The sequence below is a fragment of the Spirosoma fluminis genome (genome assembly GCF_054778895.1).
This window is the reverse complement of the sequence record NZ_BAAGZD010000002.1, coordinates 1-18,437: the sequence shown is the minus strand read 5'-3', so window position 1 is coordinate 18,437 and position 18,437 is coordinate 1. Positions and strand designations below refer to the sequence as shown.

The following is an 18,437-nucleotide window of genomic DNA, read 5'->3' as shown; positions in this document are numbered from 1 at the left end:
GACCGCTCAGGATTTAGGACGAAATACCTTCATTACGTCCGGATTTGTCGTGAGGAATGGCCCACCGATCAGATCAATACAATAGGGTATCGCCGGAAACACGACTGACAGACACTGGCCAATAGCAGTGGGTTTACCCGGCAAATTGAGAACCAGCGTTTGGTTACGTATGCCCGCGGTCTGACGGGACAAAATAGCCGTTGGTACGTACTTCAAACTTTCCTGACGCATAAGCTCGCCAAAGCCGGGCATCATCTTCTGGCAAACGGCTTCGGTCGCTTCGGGTGTTACGTCGCGCAGGGCTGGACCGGTACCACCGGTTGTAACTACCAGGCAGCACTGTTCCATATCGGCCAGTTCGATCATGGTGGCTTCCAGCTGATCCTGCTCGTCGGGTATAACTCGGTAAACAGGCTGCCATTCGCAGGTTAACCACTCTGTTAAAAGTTTAACAACCGCCTTTCCGGGAATGTCTTCGTAGACGCCCGCGCTGGCCCGATCCGAAACGTTAATGATGCCAATTCTAATCATACTGCAAAAATGAAGAACGGATACCAGATTCCATAAAAGTAGTCCAGTATCCGTTCTTCGTTAGCGATCAACTTATGGTTTTTTTCGCTTAAGGGCCAGGTCGTGCGCGGTATCGTAGTAGGAGCGGAGATTACTCCAGTCGAACACTTCGGCGATGCTTTCGACGCGATTGCGCTGGGCGATTCGGTCACGCTGCGCCATTCGAACAAATCGATAGAGAACGTTCGCCAGTTGGTCAGCCGCTTCGTTGAAGGATTGGGTCCGGCGGTTGATGACGTAAATACCCCGGTTTTCGTAGTCCCGCATGATCTGCATGATGAAATCGCCGAAGCCCGACTGATCGCTCGTGACGGTTGGTATCCCCCGAACAATGCATTCGAGGGGTGTATATCCCCAGGGTTCATAATAGCTCGGGAATACGCCTAAATGGCAACCCCGTACAAACTGGCTGTAATCCAGACCAAACAGAGGGTTAGTCGAAGCGATAAAATCGGGGTGGTATACGATTTTAACCCGGTCATACTCATTGTTCACCAGATTGGCCTGCCGGATAAACCGGGTCATGTCATCTTCCTGCACCAGATTATGCGTCACGAAGGGCGGAAGCTGCTTATTTTTCCAGCTCTGTATGGTACGCCGAAGCCGCAGACGCCAGTACTCGTCAACGAACTGATTGAGGTCGGGCATCGTGTTGGCATTCTGGCCCGATGCGGCTGCCTGGAACAGTCGTTCGCCGACTTGTTTTTCAATGTTCTCGCAGGTTTCCTGAATCTCGTCCAACAAGGCTCTCGAATGCAACACCTCTGGATTAATGGAGGTATAAGGCTGTTTGGTAACCATGAACATCACAACCGTCATATCCATATTAGCCTCCCGCATCCTGTAATTTAGCCGGGCCAGTGCTTCGAGAGTCAGGTCATACCCTTTGTTGGAAAATTCAAACCGTCCGGACGTGAAGAAGTAAAGCGTTTTTTCCAGATCAAAGGAGTAGTTATGGAAGAAATGCCCCATTACGAACTCGTGAATCTTTTCCTTGTAACGGACGTGCAGGTTCTGAAACTCGTGCACAGCTGCAAACCGGGTAATGTTTAACCCGTTCGGCAGAATCAAATCGGGATTACGTCCCAGGAATACCTCACACTCCCGAGCCGTTACGTCGCTAACCGTGGTGAAAACGTGCGCTTGCTGAGCCGCAAGCCGTTCAATGGTTGCCTGCGTTTCAATGCCATAATGCTTTGCTTCGCGTTGCCAGTCAAAGAAAGGAAGCTTACCATAAAAGCCGGGCTCATTCTGGGCCAGATACCGGCCGAGCATAGTAGCATGCGTGGTGAATATAGTCGCTATTTTTACGTTCTCCCGACGCAGATCGGGTAAGCCACTACTAGCCATCCATTCGTGAAAGTGAGCCACGAAGTCAACTCGCCGGGCGTGGTCTTCGGCCAGTAAGGTTAGGAATAATCGGACCATTTCGCCAAAGGCTATCGTCTGGTTGACCAGGTCTTCGACGTTGAGTGTCGACAGCTGATGGTTTTGCCAGAGTTGGCCCTTAACGTAGTTTAACTGCTCAACGCTTATACTGTTGGTGTCGAATAAAACGACCCGCGGCCGGCCCGTAACCAGCCAATAGCCGTATTCGACCGTAAAGCCCAGTTGGCGCATCTTGCGGACTGTCTGACCAATCTCGGTCTCGTCGGAGTCGGTAATGGGTTCAAATTCAGCCGCTGCCCGCTGCGGAAAATAAGGGCCAAGCGCTACGTAGTTGTCATCCCACTTTTCGACCATTGCCGGTACTTTCGACCGGATAACCGTATATATTCCGCCTACCTGATTACATACTTCCCAGGCAATTTCGAGCAGCAGTTTTCGCTTCGACGTTGAAAATACTGATTCCAAATTATTAAGTGGTTTTAGGCCATCGTTTCGTATTGCTAGTGGCTGAGACTATGTCCAGCGTACTGAATATATAAACGATTAAAGGCAAAGTTGTTTATTTTAAATACGAACGTGCGTCAGTTACCTCTGTTTTGCCCTGCTGAGTCAGTGTATAATTAAAACCCGCCTGAATGCTGTAAGCACCATACTCGCCTTTTTTGTTTACAGCTAGAAAACCAACCTGAACATCTTTATAGTCCTGTTTTTTTATGATGCGCAGGGCTGCTTCCTCACAGGCCTGCTGGGGTGTTCGGCCCTGCCGCATCAACTCAACGACCAGAAAAGAGCCGCAGGTACGCATCACCAATTCTCCTAAACCCGTGGCACAGGCTCCGCCAATCTCATTGTCGACGAACAGCCCGGCTCCGATAATAGGTGAATCGCCAACTCGGCCATTCATTTTATACGCCAGACCGCTGGTTGTACAGGCACCCGATATGTCGCCCTTATGGTCAATAGCCAGCATGCCAATCGTGTCGTGCCGCTCAATATTAATGATTGGTTTGTACTTCGCGGTTTTCATCCACTCACGCCATTTTGCTTCCGATTGTTTGGTAAGCAGATTCTGCTTTTTAAACCCCTGAGACAACGCAAATGTCAGCGCGCCTTCGCCACTGAGCATTACGTGTGGCGTTTTCTCCATTACGGCCCGGGCTACCGATATGGCGTGCATAATGTGCTCCAGGTACGTGACTGAACCGGCATTACCGCGTTCGTCCATAATGCAAGCGTCGAGTGTAACCCGTCCATCGCGGTCCGGTAGTCCCCCGTAACCAACACTTGTATCGTCCGGGTCCGCTTCGGGAATACGAACGCCTGCTTCAACAGCGTCTAAAGCCCGGCCATTTTTGGTCAGCACAGCCTGAGCCGCTTCGTTTGCTTTGGGTTGTTTCCAGGTTGAAAGGACCATCGGTACACCTCCAGCCGCATGGGTGGATTGCGCGGTATTGGCAACGCCAAACGTCATCGAAGGCAGTAGTCCTGCTAGTGAGCTAAGAGATAAAAAACGGCGTCTGTTTACCATCTAAGTAGGGATACGGCTCAAATTAAAGGAATAAACGCTTGGCATTTACTACTTTTAAGCGATTTATTCAAAACCAGGTATGGCGGACTCTACCAAGCACATTCTGCTTATGGATGGCCCGGATAATAAGGGCCTAATCTACCACGTAACAAGTGTTCTGTTTCGGCACGATCTGAACATCATTCATAACGATGAGTACGTTAGCCCCTCCGGGCGGTTTTTCATGCGTACCGAATTTGAAGGTACGTTCGACAGTGCAGCTCTGTTGGATGAGCTTTATAAGACATTGCCAGAGGGCATAACGCTGCGCCTTAACCCAAAGCGAAAGAAAAATATCGTTGTGTTTGTGACAAAGGAGCACCACTGCATCGGCGAACTGTTGATTCGGTACGCGTTTGATGAGCTGGATGCCGATATTCTGGCGGTAATCAGTAATTATAACGTGTTGCAGCCGTTGGTCAGCAAGTTTGGTATTCCCTTTCATTACGTCTCCCATGAGGGTAAAACTCGCGAAGAGCACGAAGAGGCTATTCTCCGGACTCTGGCCATCTACGAGCCGGAATACCTGGTTCTGGCCAAGTACATGAGAGTCTTAACGCCTAATTTTGTTAACCATTTCCCCAACCGGATTGTGAACATTCACCATTCGTTTCTGCCGGCTTTCATCGGGGCAAATCCATACCGGCAAGCGTATGAACGCGGGGTGAAAATTATTGGCGCAACGGCTCACTTCGTTAATAATGACTTGGACGAAGGGCCGATTATTGCTCAGAACGTGAAAGATGTCGATCATCGGCATACGGCCGCTGATATGGCCACCGAAGGTAAAGACGTAGAAAAGATCGTCTTGTCGCAAGCGCTGAAGCTGGTTTTCAACGACCGCGTATTCATCTCCGGTAACCGGGCTATTGTGTTGTAGCGCTACGCCTTCACCGCGTCGATAAGTAAACGAATTTTTTCCTGGCTGGCTTCCATGTACTCGTACTCGTTCGGTATCGTCGTGGCCATAGACACGGTTGGCTGACGAAATTCCATCCGGCTGCTTTCTGTGATGCTGCCGCTCGAATGAATCGCGTCTACTCCAGCCTGGGCGAACAATAGAGCATTGCCCGCGTTCACGCCCGCTCCGGCCATAATCTCAAGCCGTCCGTCGGCCTGTTTAACCAGCTCACGGAGCAGCGGCAGGCCCGCTTCGGCGGTGGGTTGCTGCCCCGACGTCAGAATGCGGGCGGCACCGGTGCGGATAACGGCTTCGAGCGCTTCATTGGGGTTGCGGGCCATATCAAACGCCCGATGGAACGTAACAGGCAAAGGGTTTGCCAGTTCGATAAGCCGACGGGTTATCACTTCATCAATACGGCCATCAGCGGTAAGACAGCCTAAGACAATACCATCTGCCTCCAAGGTTTTAGCCAATCGAATATCGGCCTCTATGACAGCTAACTCTGTTTCTGTATACAGAAAGTCGCCCCCGCGGGGACGGATCATCACGAAAACCGGAAGCTGTACCTGGTGCCTGACGAGCTGAATCAGGCCCGCGCTGGGGGTTGTACCGCCTTCGGCTAAGCCCCCACATAACTCAATCCGATGGGCACCGGCTTGCTGCGCTGCTAGGCACGAAGCCAGAGAATACGCGCAAATTTCAACAGTCATGAATTCTTAGAAAAAATGAATGACACTGCTTGTGGGCTCAAATAAACCGGAAATGCGGTACGTTTGCTCTCAAAATAGATAAACAAAGGAGAGATTTGGGCGGTATATAAACAAACCCGGCTACTGGCAGTTAATGGCCTAAATCCCCCAAAACAACGTTCAGAAACATTTTTACCGAAAAGAGCTTGGATATTAAGTGTTTTTTTACTTTTGCACCCTCATTGAAAAAGTAGTCATTTAAAAAATACGCAACACACTATGTACTGGACACTCGAACTAGCATCCTACCTAGAAGATGCCCCCTGGCCCGCTACCAAAGACGAACTGATTGATTACTCGATTCGCTCCGGTGCTCCGCTTGAAGTTGTAGAAAACCTTCAGGAACTCGAAGACGATGGGCAGCCGTACGAAAGCATTGAAGAGATCTGGCCTGATTATCCAACTAAAGACGATTTCTTCTTTAACGAAGACGAATATTAAGCCGTTCGGGTTTCCAGCAAAAGGGCGTAATTCACCAACTGAATTACGCCCTTTTGCTTTTTATAAATCGTCAGTACGTATCAGGTCGCTGCTGATTTTGATTTGTTTTCCGTAGACTGGCTTTTAACCGGACGATCGTACTTTTTAGGCGCGTATAGAAAGCCAAAAGCTTCAGCGCCTTCTTTTGTATGGACTTTGTGATGGATGTAGTGAGCGCGCATGATCCGCTGCATATAGCGGCCACTGGTATCAACCTTCACCTTAACCCGGCGGTGAACAATCACATCGTGGAAGAGAAAGTAAAAAAAGCCATAAAGCGTAACGCCTGCGCCAATCCAGGCTAAAAAACGGTATTCTTCAAGCTCTACGCCTAGAATAATCAGGATGATAGCTGTCAGGCTGAACACTACCGCGAACAGATCGTTAACCTCAAAAAAACCTTTATGGTGATTGTGGTGATCACGGTGCCAGCTCCATAAAAAGCCATGCATAACGTACTTGTGCGTGAACCACGCGACACCTTCCATGAACAGAAAGGTCCCCAAAACCAAAGCAACGTTTACCAGCATTTTTGTGTTTATTAGATAGGACTACGGTCAATAAATTGGTTAAGATACCAGGTGCATTTGATTCGATGGTCGCCTGCTTACTTAAGCTCTAACGGTTTGTCCGGCTGAAAAGTTGGTTGAAATAAGCCAAGTTTTAGCCCCAAAGAGAGATCCGAATCGAATCGTTGCAAGTTTGTGGAAAAGCAGTATCTTTATTCCGGTCTGGAAAGACCCAATTCAGTGCTCAACCAGATGAACCCATCGGTTATGGACTATCAGGCGCTCAAGAACCTGGTCAGACGGGGAGAGGGTAGTAGTTTAGAGTTCAAGCTGAAAACAAACCATCCCGAAAAAATCATTCGGGGCGTAGTAGCCTTCGCCAATACAAACGGTGGAATCATGCTCATTGGCGTCGGTGACGACAAGAAGATTCCGGGCTTGAAGTATGCCGATGAGGACGAATACCTGCTCGTCCGGGCCATCAACAAATATTGTTTTCCGCGCATTTCCTATACCATTGAACGCGTGCAACTCTACGACGAGCGCGAAGTGCTTGTGATCCGAGTGCCCCCCAGCCCCACGCGACCCCACTATATCATTCCCGACCCGGCTGAACCCGACAACAAGAAGGCATACGTTCGTGTGGCCGACAAATCCGTTCAGGCCAGCCGCGAAGTGCGGGAAATTATGAAAGGCGAGCAGGCCGCCCGCGACATTCGATTTAGCTACGGTGAGAAAGAGAAAAAGCTAATGCAGCATCTTGGTGAACACAATAGTATCACTGTCGATCTGTTTGCCTCCATTGCCGGCATCTCGCGTAAGATTGCGTCACGAACCCTTGTTCTGTTAGTGCTGGCGAACGTACTGGAAATTCACCCAAGTGATGTAGTTGATGAGTACACCACTCGGGCGGTTAGTTGATGAAGTCAGTAGCTGTCAGTTTCGGCCTAAGCTGATGACCGTCAGCAGTTCTTCTACTTGCGTATAGGCATACTGTAGCTGCTCATCTGTAGTGGAATAAGGCGGTATGAAATACAATACGTTGCCCAACGGTCGCATGAGTACCCCCCGATCCAGTAAAAAGTGATACGCTACGTCGCGGATGTCATTGAAGTATGACGTTTGCTCACCCGCCTTCAGATCGAAAGCCAGCAACGTACCGCGCTGACGTATGTTTTCTACACTCGCATAAGCAGCCAGCCGCTTTTTGAAAGCCGTATGATTGTCAGCAATACGTTGTATGCTGTGCTGCGTTTCAGCCGACAGCAGTAAATCCATACTGGCTAACGATGCTACGCAGGCTAATGGGTTGGCCGTGAAGGAATGGCCGTGAAAAAGTGTTTTAAACTTATCGTCGGATAAAAAAGCGTTGTAAATTTCCTGTGTACACGTAGTGATGCCTAACGCCATGGTGCCGCCCGTCAAGCCCTTCGAGACACACATCAGATCCGGCTTCTGTTGCAAGTAATCAGACGCAAAGAGCTTCCCGGTACGCCCGAAGCCAGTCATCACTTCATCGGCAATTAACAGGGTATCCTGGCGACGAGCCAGAGCAAACAATTGATCGAGGATACCGGGCTCATACATGGTCATGCCCCCGGCTCCTTGTACGAGCGGCTCAACAATAAACGCGGCAACTTCGTCGGTAAACAACTCATTTGCCCGCTGTAGTACGTCATCTTCCCGGCCGGCTACCGGAACAGGTAAATACTCGACATCAAACAAAAACGGAACAAACGGAGCCGTGAAAGCACTACGTCCCCCTACGGCCATGGCCCCGAACGTATCGCCGTGGTAAGCGTTTTCAAAAGCGACTATTTTTCGGCGCGGTTTACCCAGGTTGTGCCAGTACTGAAATGCCATCTTCAGCGCTACTTCGACCGCCGTTGAGCCGTTATCGGAGTAAAAAACTTTGGCTTGACCAGACGGTAGTATGTTCAGCAGACGCTCGGCTAACGCAACCGCCGGTTCATGCGTAAAACCCGCAAAAATAACGTGTTCCAGCTTGGTGAGTTGTTCCGCTACCCGTTGGGCAATATAAGGATGAGCGTGACCGTGCAGATTAACCCACCAGGAAGCAATCATGTCCAGATAGGTCTGTCCATTCGCAGCGTATAGTATTGATCCTTCACCCCGTACAATTGGAATGGGTAACGGAGCCGTTTGCATCTGCGTGAAGGGATGCCAGATAACGGCTTTATCGCGTTCGCGTAAATCGTTCATTGAGTGTAAAGCAATGGATTGTAATCAGACAGTAGAATATCTGCCCAGATCGGTACGTGGTAAACTGCAGTGGTTAGGTAAAATGGGCTGGTCTAGTCGTTACAGACTTGTTACCACTTCGTTTGGGCACGCATGACCTGCTCGATGACGTCCCGAACGGCCCCCCGTCCACCCGGCTTAGGCGATACGTATTGGCAGACAGCCTGGATGTCGTCAACAGCATCGGCTGGACAAGTGCCTAAGACCTCAGAACGACTTAGAATGGAGAAGTCAGGTATATCGTCGCCCATGTACAGGATTTCGGACTCGTTCAGGCCATCTCGGGTAACATAGCCCAGGTAAGCATTCAGCTTCTGATCAGGCGGGCCACCCATGAATATATCCTTTACACCAAGTACCTCGAACCAGTTGCGGACGCCATCCGCATTAGCTGATGAGATAATGCCTACCCGAAAGCCTGCTTGCAGAGCACGTTCGATGGCGTAGCTATCCTTAATGTCAAATGTTCTGTATTGTTCGCCACTGGCTAACAGGTGAACATCGCCGGTTGTGAGAACGCCATCTACGTCAAACGTGAATGTTTTAATGCGCTCGAAGCGTTCAAAGAGTTGAGTCATTCTGCAAGTTTAGGAAAAATCGGCCGTTGTGGGGACTTTTGTCGTATGAATCCAATTAACCCGCCCAAGTCTGGACTACCCCCGGCGTTTCAGGCGCAAATGCAGGCGCAACTGGGTGCCGACGTTGCCGCCTTTGAAACAATACTGGCTCAGGAAACGCCCGTTAGCATCCGCATCAATCCGCGGAAGCCGGTATTCGATACGTCCGCTTTAGAGCAGGTGCCCTGGTGCGCGGAAGGCTTTTATTTACCCGAACGCCCCAGCTTTACGTTGGACCCTTCGTTTCAGGCTGGAGCTTACTACGTACAGGAAGCGTCATCGATGCTCTTAAACGAAGCGCTGAAGCAGACTGTAAACCTCATTCGGCCGTTGCGCGTACTGGATTTGTGTGCAGCGCCGGGTGGAAAAAGTACCTTGCTGGCTTCCGCTGTACACCCAGATAGCCTACTGATCTGCAATGAAGTTATTCGAAGCCGGGTATCTGTACTACGCGAAAACCTGGATAAATGGGGCTATCCGAACGTGGTTGTCAGCAGCCACGACCCCGACGATATGCAAAAGCTGAACGGTTTTTTTGACCTTGTTGTGATCGATGCGCCCTGTTCGGGCGAAGGATTATTTCGTAAGGATCCCGACGCTATTCAGGAATGGTCGGAAGCGAATGTACAGTTGTGTTCAGCGCGCCAGAAACGGATTTTAGCGGCTGCGGCTCCGCTGCTCGACGAGGGAGGGATTCTGATCTATAGTACGTGCACCTACAACGATGCCGAGAACGTAGATAATGTCCGTTACCTGACAGAGAATGGGTTTCGTAACCGGGCGCTTGCCTTACCAGCCGAATGGAACGTAGTGGAGAAAGAAACGAATGGTGCCGTTGGGTATCAGTGTTACCCGCATAAGGTCAGAGGAGAAGGCTTCTTCATCAGTGTATTTCAGAAAACAGGGTTCACGGCAACCGTAAAGCTGGATGCCCGTACGTTTCGTAGCATCCGGGCGTTACGTCCGAGAGAAACGGCATCAGCCGCTACATGGCTGCAAACGCCCGCCGACTTCTCATTTTGGGAGAAGCCCAATGGCGATGTGATGGCCTTACCCAAAGCACTCGAAAAGCAATTCTTATTTTTAGACAGCGCTTTGTATAACAAAGGCTTCGGGCTGGAGATGGGCCAGTTCAAGGGCACTGACTTCATACCGTCTCACGCCCTGGCATTAAGTACGGCCATCCAGCAAAGCTTGCCCGCTGTGGAGTTGAGTAAGGAAAATGCAATTCGGTATTTTAAGAAAGAAAATCTGGTGCTCGGCGAACCCGTCAGAGGCTGGTTGTTAGCCCGTTATAAGGGCCTGAATCTGGGTTGGGTAAAAGGCGTTGGAAATCGCGTAAACAACTACCTGCCCAAAGACTGGCGCATCCGGATGGACATAAAGGAATATGCCTAACCACTCCCATCGACATGAAACGATTCTTCACCATTACTGGCCTGCTACTTGTCCTGCTTATTTTGGGCTATATGGCTGGACCTTCAATGCACTACGATCCTGTCAAAAATGAACTGATACGTGTAGATTCCAACTTGGTCGAATTGGAGAAACGTATTGTTGAATCGGAAGGTAGAGCAAACGTACGACCCGACAACGAAGCCCGTATTGTGTGGGCCGACAGTCTGCACAAGGTTAGAACGCCTTATAGTATTGTGTACATCCCTGGCTTTTCGGCCAGCTGGGCCGAAGGTGATCCGATTCATCAGCAGTTAGCCCAACATTTCGGCTGTAATCTATATCTAGCCCGCACCTACGGTCACGGTGTCAATTCGCCCGACTCTTTTAAAGACATGACTCCTGCAAAGTACACGGAGTCGGCGGAACGGGCTCTGGCAATCGGTAAGGCGTTAGGTGACAACGTCGTGCTAATCGGTACCTCGGCAGGGGGCATGTTATCGCTGTATCTGGCTGCACATCACCCCGAAATCTATGGGCTAGTCCTGTACTCACCCTGCATTGAAGTGGCTACTCCGGCCTTAAAACTTGTGACCAGGCCGTGGGGTAAACAGATTTTAAAGCAAGTCTTTGGCGGAGACTACGTTGTCAATACGCATTACAGCGAGGAACGAGCGCGCTACTGGCTGCCTAAATACCACACGAACGGGCTAATCACGCTCCAAACGATGCTGAATGAGTTTATGACGCCCGAGCAGTTCGCGAAGGTGAAGCAGCCTTTGTTCATGGGGTACTATTATAAGGATGAAGACAATCAGGATAAACTGGTGTCCGTGGCGGCTATGCTGGCGATGTATGAGCAGTTAGGTACGCCCGCTGATAAGAAGCAGAAGGTTGCCTTTCCAAAGGCGGGCCAGCATGTCATCGCTTCTCACTTTACTTCAGATGATCTTACGGGTGTCTATCAGGCTACGGAAAAATTTATGGAGAACGTACTGCGAATGCCGACGGCTTCTGCTGCTCAACCTGCTCTATCCCTCCGTAACGACGTACCCACAAAAAAATAACCTAACTTTGGCCTCCTGATTCGTTTGGTTGTCCGGCTGTTCGTTCGGTTGTTGCGGCCTACCAAACAGTCAAACAATACAACAATCGAACAACCACATTAACCTATGGCTTACGGACTACTAAACGGAAAACGCGGCATCATTTCCGGTGCCCTAAACGAAAGCTCAATCGCCTGGAAAATTGCCCTGAAAGCAAAAGAAGAAGGCGCCACAATTACCTTAACGAATGCACCAATCGCTATGCGGATGGGAGAAATCAAGCGGTTGGCTGAGCAAACCGATGCCGAAATCATTCCGGCTGATGCTACGTCGATGGAAGACCTCGATAACCTGTTCACAAAGTCGCAGGAAGTGCTGGGTGGTAAAATCGACTTCGTTCTGCACAGCATCGGCATGAGCCCAAATATTCGTAAGGGACGTGCTTACACGGACTTGAATTACGAGTGGCTCAAGCAAACCCTTGATATATCGGCTATCTCGTTCCATAAAATGCTTCAGTCTGCCTACAAACTGGACGCCATCAGCGAATGGGGATCGGTTGTAGCGCTGACCTATATGGCGGCCCAGCGGACGTTTCCGTTCTATACGGATATGGCCGATGCGAAGGCTCTGCTCGAATCGGTTGGCCGGAGCTTTGGCTACCGTTACGGTCGCCATCGGAAGGTACGTATCAATACGGTATCGCAATCGCCGACCCCGACAACGGCCGGTAGCGGCATCGGTGGGTTCGACCGGTTCTTCGAGTTTGCCGACAAGACGGCTCCGCTGGGCAACGCTACCGCCGATCAGTGTGCCGACTATTGCATTACGTTGTTTTCTGACCTGACCCGCATGGTAACCATGCAGAATCTGTTCCACGATGGTGGTTTCTCCATGACCGGTATCTCGGAAGAGGTGATGGAACTGATCAATAAGGAGCAACCTCAGTAAAAAAATACCTTTCTAAAAACGCAGAAGCCTTGTGGTTACCACAAGGCTTCTGCGTTTTTAGAGACTCTGTAAAATGATATTCAGAACCTGATTTCCTGAGTCAGGTACGTTGCCTGATCATCGCCATTTATCGTAACGACGGCACGTAATGGTTTGGCGTTCCAGTCGACAGAAATTAATCCATAGTTCAGCTTCGCCACCATGTCACCGACGCGGTAGCGGTTTGGTTCTTCGTGCGGGGCCGAAACGTGCGTCAGACCACTGCTGGTAATATCGTACAGGTCATAATTCAAACCAGGTAGACGCACTTTCGAAACCTCTGCAATATGTCGGTCGCCACTGATGAGCATAGCCCCTTTAGGCTTGGTTTTGCTGAGTAGGTCGAGGAAGCGTTGGCGGGAAGTCGGAAAATTGGCCCATTTCTCGGACACGTGTTCTTCGGGCAGGAACTGAATGCCGCAGCCAATGATATGAACGTCGGCATCGGAGTTGGTTAACTGGCGTTCCAACCATTGCCACTGCGCTTCACCAAGCATATCGCCTGATGGGTCTGGCATGTTGGCTTTGCCATTTTTCTTCAGAGGGTCGCGGAAATAGCGGCCATCCAGCAAAATTACTTTCACGCGTTGCCTTTTGGGGCCATACGTATGGACGGAGTAGGCTCCCTCCTGCACACGTAATGGGCTGTTAACCGGTACGTCCAGAAAATTGAGCATCAACTGCTGGCTCTCTTTCCGGCGAGGATATTCTTTACCCCCATCATTGACCCCGTAGTCGTGGTCATCCCAAACGCCAATTATCGAAGTCGACTGACGTAACTGCTGATAAAGCGGATTCGCTTTTTGGCGGGCATACTTAGCCGTGAGCGTATCCATGTTTTCCGAATCGCCATATATGTTATCGCCCAGCCATATCCAGACGTCTGGCTTTTTGGCAACAATGTCATCCCAGAGCGGCTGCGGGCGTTTCTGATCGCTGCACGACCCGAACGCAATCGTGGTAATGAGTTTTGACTGAGTGTCGGCGACGCTTGTAGCCGGCGTCGTCGTACGGCAGCTACAAACCAATACGCAACCGATGAGGCTAAGAGTAGAAACCAGTTTCATGAGAACATCTTCGATTTTTGAGCTCATAAAAGTAAAACTGACGCTCTATTTTCGGATGGATTAGCCCATTTGTTAATAGTAACTTATAACTGCAGAGATAAACGAACCAAATCAGTGCCAGCTGGCGACAATTCGGCTTCCGTTCTCGGTAGCCTCAGCTCGAATAAACGTATCAACTTCCTGTTGAAGCTCCTCTACGTGCGAAATAATACCCACTACGCGGTTTTCGGAACGTAACGCTTTTAAGGTCTTGAACACGGTCTGCAAGGCGTCTTTGTCGAGCGTGCCGAAGCCTTCGTCTAAGAAGAACAGGTTTTGCCTGGCCTTGGTCAGGTGCTGGATATTGTCGGACAAGGCCAGCGCCAGCGATAGCGACGCCTGGAAAGTTTGTCCACCCGATAGTGTTTTCACGCTACGGACCTCACCGCCGTTGAGGAAATCCCGCACCTGAAAATTATTCTTTTCGTCTAATTCCAGCTTGAGCTGGTTGTTCGTCAGCTTAAAGAATCGCTCGTTAGCCGATTCGCACAGGTTTTTGAGGTAGACCGATGAAACGTAATTCACAAAACCCTGCGCCCGGAACATTTCGTCCATTTTCTTTAAATCCTGCCGCCGAAGGTCCAGTTCATCGTACCGTTTCTGATGATCTTGCTTCTGTTGCCACTGGGTTTCGAGCGTAGTCAATATGGTCGATGCGCGGCCGTGCTCTTTGTTTAACGTATCCTTTTCCGCTTTCAGCGACTGCAACTGCACCTGTACAGTTTCCAAAGCAATCGGATCGAAGGGGCGTTCGGAAAGCTCAGTTTCCAGCGTTTCGATCTGTTGCTGAAGTCCACTACGTTTCTCGTCGTACTCTTTAATCCGTCGCCTTGCCTGACCCGTGTCGAGTTCAGATCGTATAATGCTTTCGACTTGTTCCCGGCCTAAGTCTTTATCCGTCAGGTGCTGATTAATACGTAGTTCAAGCGCATCGATCTCAAGATCAATTTCGGCGAGTTGCTTTTTAATTTGCTGAACCTGTTCCTCGGTGGTTGCCAAGGATTTTTCAGCCTTACCTTTTTGTTTTTCGGCGTCATCGAAGTTAAGCTTGGTTTGATTGTAGGTTTGGCTTAACGATTCGCGCATGTCCGCAATCTGACCCAATCCCCAGTCTTCGACTTCATCCAGCTTGAAATGCTCCAGTAATTGAAGCGTTGTTTTCAACTCACCTTCCTGGCCCGATATTTCCTTTTCTACGTCAGCTACTTGCTCAGACTGCTTCTTGTGAATGGCTTCAGCTTCGTCAATCAACGTATTAAGATCCTTGATCGCTAGCTGGGCATCCTGAAGCTGTTTTTGAACGACACTTTCTTTCTGAATAGCTTCCGTTACGTGATTTTCCTGATCTTTCGAGAACTCAGGCCAAATGAACTTATCTTCATGTTCGGTCAATTGCCTGATAACTTCTGTACGTTCCTGAGTCAGCCGTTTACCGTTCTGCAACTCACTACGTAGTTTCGTTGCCAGTTCATTAATTGTCAACCGAAGCGTAGTGGTATCGTCAATGCGTTGAATTACTTTCTTCAACGCAGCTTTGCTTCGCTCCACGTCCGTATCGTCGGGGTTGAGTTTGTGGCGGTTCGGATGATGTTCAGAACCACAAAGCGGGCAGGGCTGGCCATCACTCAGCGCGTTGGCGTACTTACGAATTTCATCCTGCACCAACACCTGCTGGTGTTTTGCTTCGCGTTCTTCCCGAATCCCCTTCAACCTGACCAAGGCTTCTTCAATCTGAGCGGGCAACGTTTTCAGGGTGAATCCTGCCCATTCAGGCGGGAAACCTACTAAAGCGTCGTTCTTCTGCTGCTTGAGCTGTTCAACCGTCGTGTCGTAGTTATCAATCGCTTTTTGTAAATTATCGGCGCGCTCTTTCAGCGGTCTGTACAAAGCAAACCAGTTCTTTACTTCATAAAGCCGTTCCAGATTAGATGTTTGACCGAGCGCAGCATCCAGAACAGCCTGGTGTTCCTTGCGGTCTGCTTTATAGTTCTCGATCTGATCAGCTTGCTGGTCAAGCTGCTTCTTCAAAACGTCCCGATTCAGAGCCTGTTGACTGATGCCTTGCTGAAGCGTTCTGATCAACTGAACCGAGTCCAGTTCGTCAATTTTTTGCTGAATCTCTTCCCGGCTTTCATAGGCCTGCTTAGCAGCCTCATACTGACTCCGAAGACCAGTTAACTGCTTCGTTACCGCAGTGAACTCCGATTGGGCCGCTTGCTGATCCTCGTTGAGCTTTGTTCGTTTACCGAGCAGTTTGTCGAGATTGGCAAAATCAGACTGGAAAATCAATCGACACGATTCGTACAGAGCGATGTCTTGTTCGAGCTGACGATACGTCGGCTCATCCGAGAGCAGATTAGTAAGCTCCCGTTGCGTTTGCGCCAGGGTTTTGCTTCTCGTTTCGCTCTCCAGTAGCCGCTTTTCGTCAGGCTCCACCTGCTTAATCTGCTCTTCCCGAATAGCGAGTTGCTCTAGGATGGTGGCAATAGCTGTCTTCGCTTCGTCAATGGCTTCCGGCGTTACGTCCTCCAGCGGACTGAGTAGGCCACGCAATTCCGAAAGCTGTTCGTCGTTTGCCTTCGACAGTTTATTGACTCGACTCGCCAGATCATACTGGTCCAGCTTGAACAATCGGTTCATCATCTCCGTACGATCGCGCGGACTTAGCTCCAGGAACTCACGAAACTGGTTCTGCGGAATAATGATGGTACGCTTGAAGTTGTCGTAGTCGAGCCCTAAAATTTGTTTTGACAGAACAGAAATGTCCTCTTTCTCATTACCGATCGGATGCCAGTCGTTTTCCTGTTTTATAAACATTCGCCGTTCGCCGGGCGTAATCTCGTGGTGTTTTTTTGGGTGCCGTTTAGCTTCGTAAATGAATCTGTATACCTGTTGCTCGGGACCGGCCTGAAACTCAAAGTCGATTTTCAAATGCTTTGATTTCAGGTTCATCATATTGTACTGGCGATTATCACGACTATTGAGTCGTTCGGTTTCCCCATATAAGGCAAAACTGATCGCTTCCAGCAAGGACGTTTTTCCGCTGCCAACCTTCCCGAAGATGCCAAAGACACTCGATCCGATCAGTTGTTGAAAATTGATTTCCTGTAATTCCTGGTACGAGTAAAGCCCTTGAATTGACAGCTTAATCGGTATCATTCAGGTTCAGTTGCTAAAATCTCTTTGAACAGTTGCTGGAGCCGTTCATTTGGCTCCTGGCCTTTATTCTTATTCTTAAAATAATTGCCAAATAGCGTTTCTATGCTTTGCGTCAGGTCAATGGCTGGAGCTGACTCCTCTTCGGTGTCTTCTGCAGTATCGCGTACATCCGGAATAATCGTTACCAGCGACTCATGCGCTTGCTGAAGCTGACGACGCTCCTCACTGGTCAGATAGGTTGGTGTTTGCAGCGTAATCTCCGCGTAACAGTCGGGGTTTTGCTTGAGCCAGTCAACTGCATCATCTACCCGTTTGAATTTGGGACGTAACAACCGTTTTCCTGCTTCTAAAGGCTGAGGAGTAACGACCACAGGTTTGCCAGGTTTAGCGTCAATCAAAACTACGTATTTCTGTTGGTCGGCCTCCGCGAAACTATAAGCCAGTGGACTACTACTATAGACAACTGGGCCGGGACCACCCGCAATTTCCTGATAGCGATGTAAGTGACCCAGTGCCGTGTACTGGACTTGAGCGGGGATCATGTCAGTATAAATAACTGACGCGCCACCAACCTGCAAAATGCTTCGCTCGTCGTCGGATTCCTCGGGTTGTTCACCCCCGCGCTTCATTACAAATAAGTGCGCCATGAGCAGATTGACCCCTCGTTTATCCATATAAGCATCCGCCAACGTTGCCCAGTGCTGTTGTAGCTCCTGCCTTAACTCATCACCAAAACTAGTCAGCCCGAAATAGGACCTCATTCGGCTTTCGTTGGCATAAGGCGTCAAAATGATACGTACCGGAGCAGCATGTCGAGGCAACTTTAACTCCACAAAACCCGGTACTGAACGTAACAGCTTTGCTTCACAGCTTAATTCATACGAATGGACCTCAGTTTTAGGAAAGCCAGCGAATATAATTCCGCATTCGCGCGCGAAATGGTCCTGCGCTTCAATACGGTCTGGATTATCGTGATTACCAGCAATAGCTACTACCGGGCGACTTCCCCCGGCGGCTAGTTTCTTGAGCGTGCTATATAAGAGGTCTTCCGCTTTTGGATCAGGATTGAACGTATCGAACAAATCGCCAGCAACAAGTACCAAATCTACCTGTTCACGATCGGCAATCTTTATAATCTCATCCAGCACATTTTGCTGTTCCTGAAGCCGCTGAAAATCCTGTAGTCGTTTCCCCAAATGCCAATCTGCCGTATGTAGTATCTTCATGGCTTTTATCAACCGTCTATTCAGCTGTTTTCAAAAAAGAAGGATGCAATATAACCTATAGTATATGTAAAACAGTTTATTACCTCTTTTTCGACGCATATTCAGCAAGACAGTGAGCCAGAATGAAGCATCAATATAATCTTTCAAAAAAAGTTTAAACAAATTCAAAACAGTAACTAACTGACATGTGGCCAGTTACTGCTTATCTACATTATTTAGCCTTATCTATTTTGAGACAGGGTCTTGACAAAGAGTGGACAGGCGCCTACCTTTGCAGTCCCAAATCCGGGATGAGCCCCGGTCAGAAAGGCCTAAACCACCCCCCTGACCCGCTCGGCAAAAACAACACCGAAAAACAAATCAAAAATTATTTTTCGGTTTCGCTTGACAAAGTAAAACAAGTCAGCTACCTTTGCACTCCCAAATGATACGGGAACCGATCATAGCCAATCTAACTAATTGTTTATG

16 protein-coding genes are annotated in these 18,437 nt (G+C 49.4%); 6 read left to right on the top strand and 10 right to left on the bottom strand.

Annotated elements, in window-relative coordinates; all coding sequences use genetic code 11:
* Positions 1-6: 6 nt before the first annotated feature.
* From mog to ACYVBJ_RS00465, 3 genes are all read right to left on the bottom strand, one after another.
* Positions 7-531 carry a molybdopterin adenylyltransferase gene (gene mog / locus ACYVBJ_RS00475; protein ID WP_460980338.1) on the bottom strand — a complete coding sequence of 175 codons (525 nt, stop codon included), beginning with the start codon at positions 529-531 and terminating at the stop codon, positions 7-9.
* Positions 532-603: 72 nt separating this feature from the next.
* Entirely contained in the window at positions 604-2,424 is a 1,821-nt protein-coding gene (locus tag ACYVBJ_RS00470) for a glycosyltransferase (RefSeq protein ID WP_460980337.1), read from the bottom strand.
* Between the two features lie 94 nt (positions 2,425-2,518).
* Entirely contained in the window at positions 2,519-3,487 is a 969-nt protein-coding gene (locus ACYVBJ_RS00465) for a N(4)-(beta-N-acetylglucosaminyl)-L-asparaginase (RefSeq protein WP_460980336.1), read from the bottom strand.
* Between the two features lie 79 nt (positions 3,488-3,566).
* On the opposite strand from ACYVBJ_RS00465, the gene purU reads away from it, so the two are divergent.
* Entirely contained in the window at positions 3,567-4,406 is an 840-nt protein-coding gene (purU, locus tag ACYVBJ_RS00460; RefSeq protein WP_460980335.1) for a formyltetrahydrofolate deformylase, read from the top strand.
* Positions 4,407-4,408: 2 nt separating this feature from the next.
* Here purU and ACYVBJ_RS00455 read toward each other — a convergent pair whose 3' ends face one another.
* A complete protein-coding gene (locus ACYVBJ_RS00455) occupies positions 4,409-5,140 on the bottom strand; it encodes a copper homeostasis protein CutC (RefSeq protein WP_460980334.1) in 732 nt (243 codons plus the stop codon).
* Between the two features lie 258 nt (positions 5,141-5,398).
* On the opposite strand from ACYVBJ_RS00455, the gene ACYVBJ_RS00450 reads away from it, so the two are divergent.
* Entirely contained in the window at positions 5,399-5,620 is a 222-nt protein-coding gene (locus tag ACYVBJ_RS00450; RefSeq protein ID WP_009284883.1) for a DUF2795 domain-containing protein, read from the top strand.
* Positions 5,621-5,700: 80 nt separating this feature from the next.
* Here ACYVBJ_RS00450 and ACYVBJ_RS00445 read toward each other — a convergent pair whose 3' ends face one another.
* A complete protein-coding gene (locus ACYVBJ_RS00445; protein ID WP_460980333.1) occupies positions 5,701-6,189 on the bottom strand; it encodes a sterol desaturase family protein in 489 nt (162 codons plus the stop codon).
* A 231-nt stretch (positions 6,190-6,420) separates the two neighbouring features.
* Here ACYVBJ_RS00445 and ACYVBJ_RS00440 point away from each other — a divergent pair, with 231 nt between their 5' ends.
* The gene (locus ACYVBJ_RS00440) at positions 6,421-7,089 is read left to right on the top strand and encodes an AlbA family DNA-binding domain-containing protein (protein WP_460980627.1); all 669 of its coding nucleotides are present in this window, start codon (positions 6,421-6,423) and stop codon (positions 7,087-7,089) included.
* Positions 7,090-7,104: 15 nt separating this feature from the next.
* Here ACYVBJ_RS00440 and bioA read toward each other — a convergent pair whose 3' ends face one another.
* Both bioA and ACYVBJ_RS00430 read right to left on the bottom strand, forming a co-directional pair.
* Positions 7,105-8,391, bottom strand: a complete 1,287-nt coding sequence (bioA, locus tag ACYVBJ_RS00435) for an adenosylmethionine--8-amino-7-oxononanoate transaminase (RefSeq protein ID WP_460980332.1) — start codon at positions 8,389-8,391, stop codon at positions 7,105-7,107.
* A gap of 110 nt (positions 8,392-8,501) precedes the next feature.
* Positions 8,502-9,008, bottom strand: coding sequence for a KdsC family phosphatase (locus ACYVBJ_RS00430; protein WP_460980331.1), 507 nt, complete (start codon positions 9,006-9,008; stop codon positions 8,502-8,504).
* Positions 9,009-9,053: 45 nt separating this feature from the next.
* On the opposite strand from ACYVBJ_RS00430, the gene ACYVBJ_RS00425 reads away from it, so the two are divergent.
* The 3 genes from ACYVBJ_RS00425 (at position 9,054) to ACYVBJ_RS00415 (ending at position 12,439) form a co-directional block, all read left to right on the top strand.
* Positions 9,054-10,445 (top strand): methyltransferase RsmF C-terminal domain-like protein, encoded by a 1,392-nt coding sequence (locus ACYVBJ_RS00425; protein ID WP_460980330.1) that lies wholly within the window; start codon positions 9,054-9,056, stop codon positions 10,443-10,445.
* A gap of 14 nt (positions 10,446-10,459) precedes the next feature.
* Positions 10,460-11,509: an alpha/beta hydrolase gene (locus ACYVBJ_RS00420; protein ID WP_460980329.1), complete on the top strand. Its 1,050-nt coding sequence runs from the start codon at positions 10,460-10,462 to the stop codon at positions 11,507-11,509.
* 105 nt (positions 11,510-11,614) lie between these two features.
* The gene (locus ACYVBJ_RS00415) at positions 11,615-12,439 is read left to right on the top strand and encodes an enoyl-ACP reductase FabI (RefSeq protein WP_460980328.1); all 825 of its coding nucleotides are present in this window, start codon (positions 11,615-11,617) and stop codon (positions 12,437-12,439) included.
* 80 nt (positions 12,440-12,519) lie between these two features.
* Here ACYVBJ_RS00415 and ACYVBJ_RS00410 read toward each other — a convergent pair whose 3' ends face one another.
* The 3 genes from ACYVBJ_RS00410 to ACYVBJ_RS00400 all read right to left on the bottom strand — a co-directional run bounded on the left by ACYVBJ_RS00410 (position 12,520) and on the right by ACYVBJ_RS00400 (position 17,969).
* On the bottom strand, positions 12,520-13,545 hold the full coding sequence (locus tag ACYVBJ_RS00410; RefSeq protein ID WP_460980626.1) for an alkaline phosphatase D family protein: 1,026 nt from the start codon (positions 13,543-13,545) through the stop codon (positions 12,520-12,522).
* Positions 13,546-13,656: 111 nt separating this feature from the next.
* Positions 13,657-16,743 carry an AAA family ATPase gene (locus tag ACYVBJ_RS00405; RefSeq protein WP_460980327.1) on the bottom strand — a complete coding sequence of 1,029 codons (3,087 nt, stop codon included), beginning with the start codon at positions 16,741-16,743 and terminating at the stop codon, positions 13,657-13,659.
* Positions 16,740-17,969 (bottom strand): metallophosphoesterase family protein, encoded by a 1,230-nt coding sequence (locus ACYVBJ_RS00400; protein WP_460980326.1) that lies wholly within the window; start codon positions 17,967-17,969, stop codon positions 16,740-16,742. Before ACYVBJ_RS00400 ends, ACYVBJ_RS00405 begins: the two co-directional genes overlap by 4 nt.
* Positions 17,970-18,437: the final 468 nt, after the last annotated feature.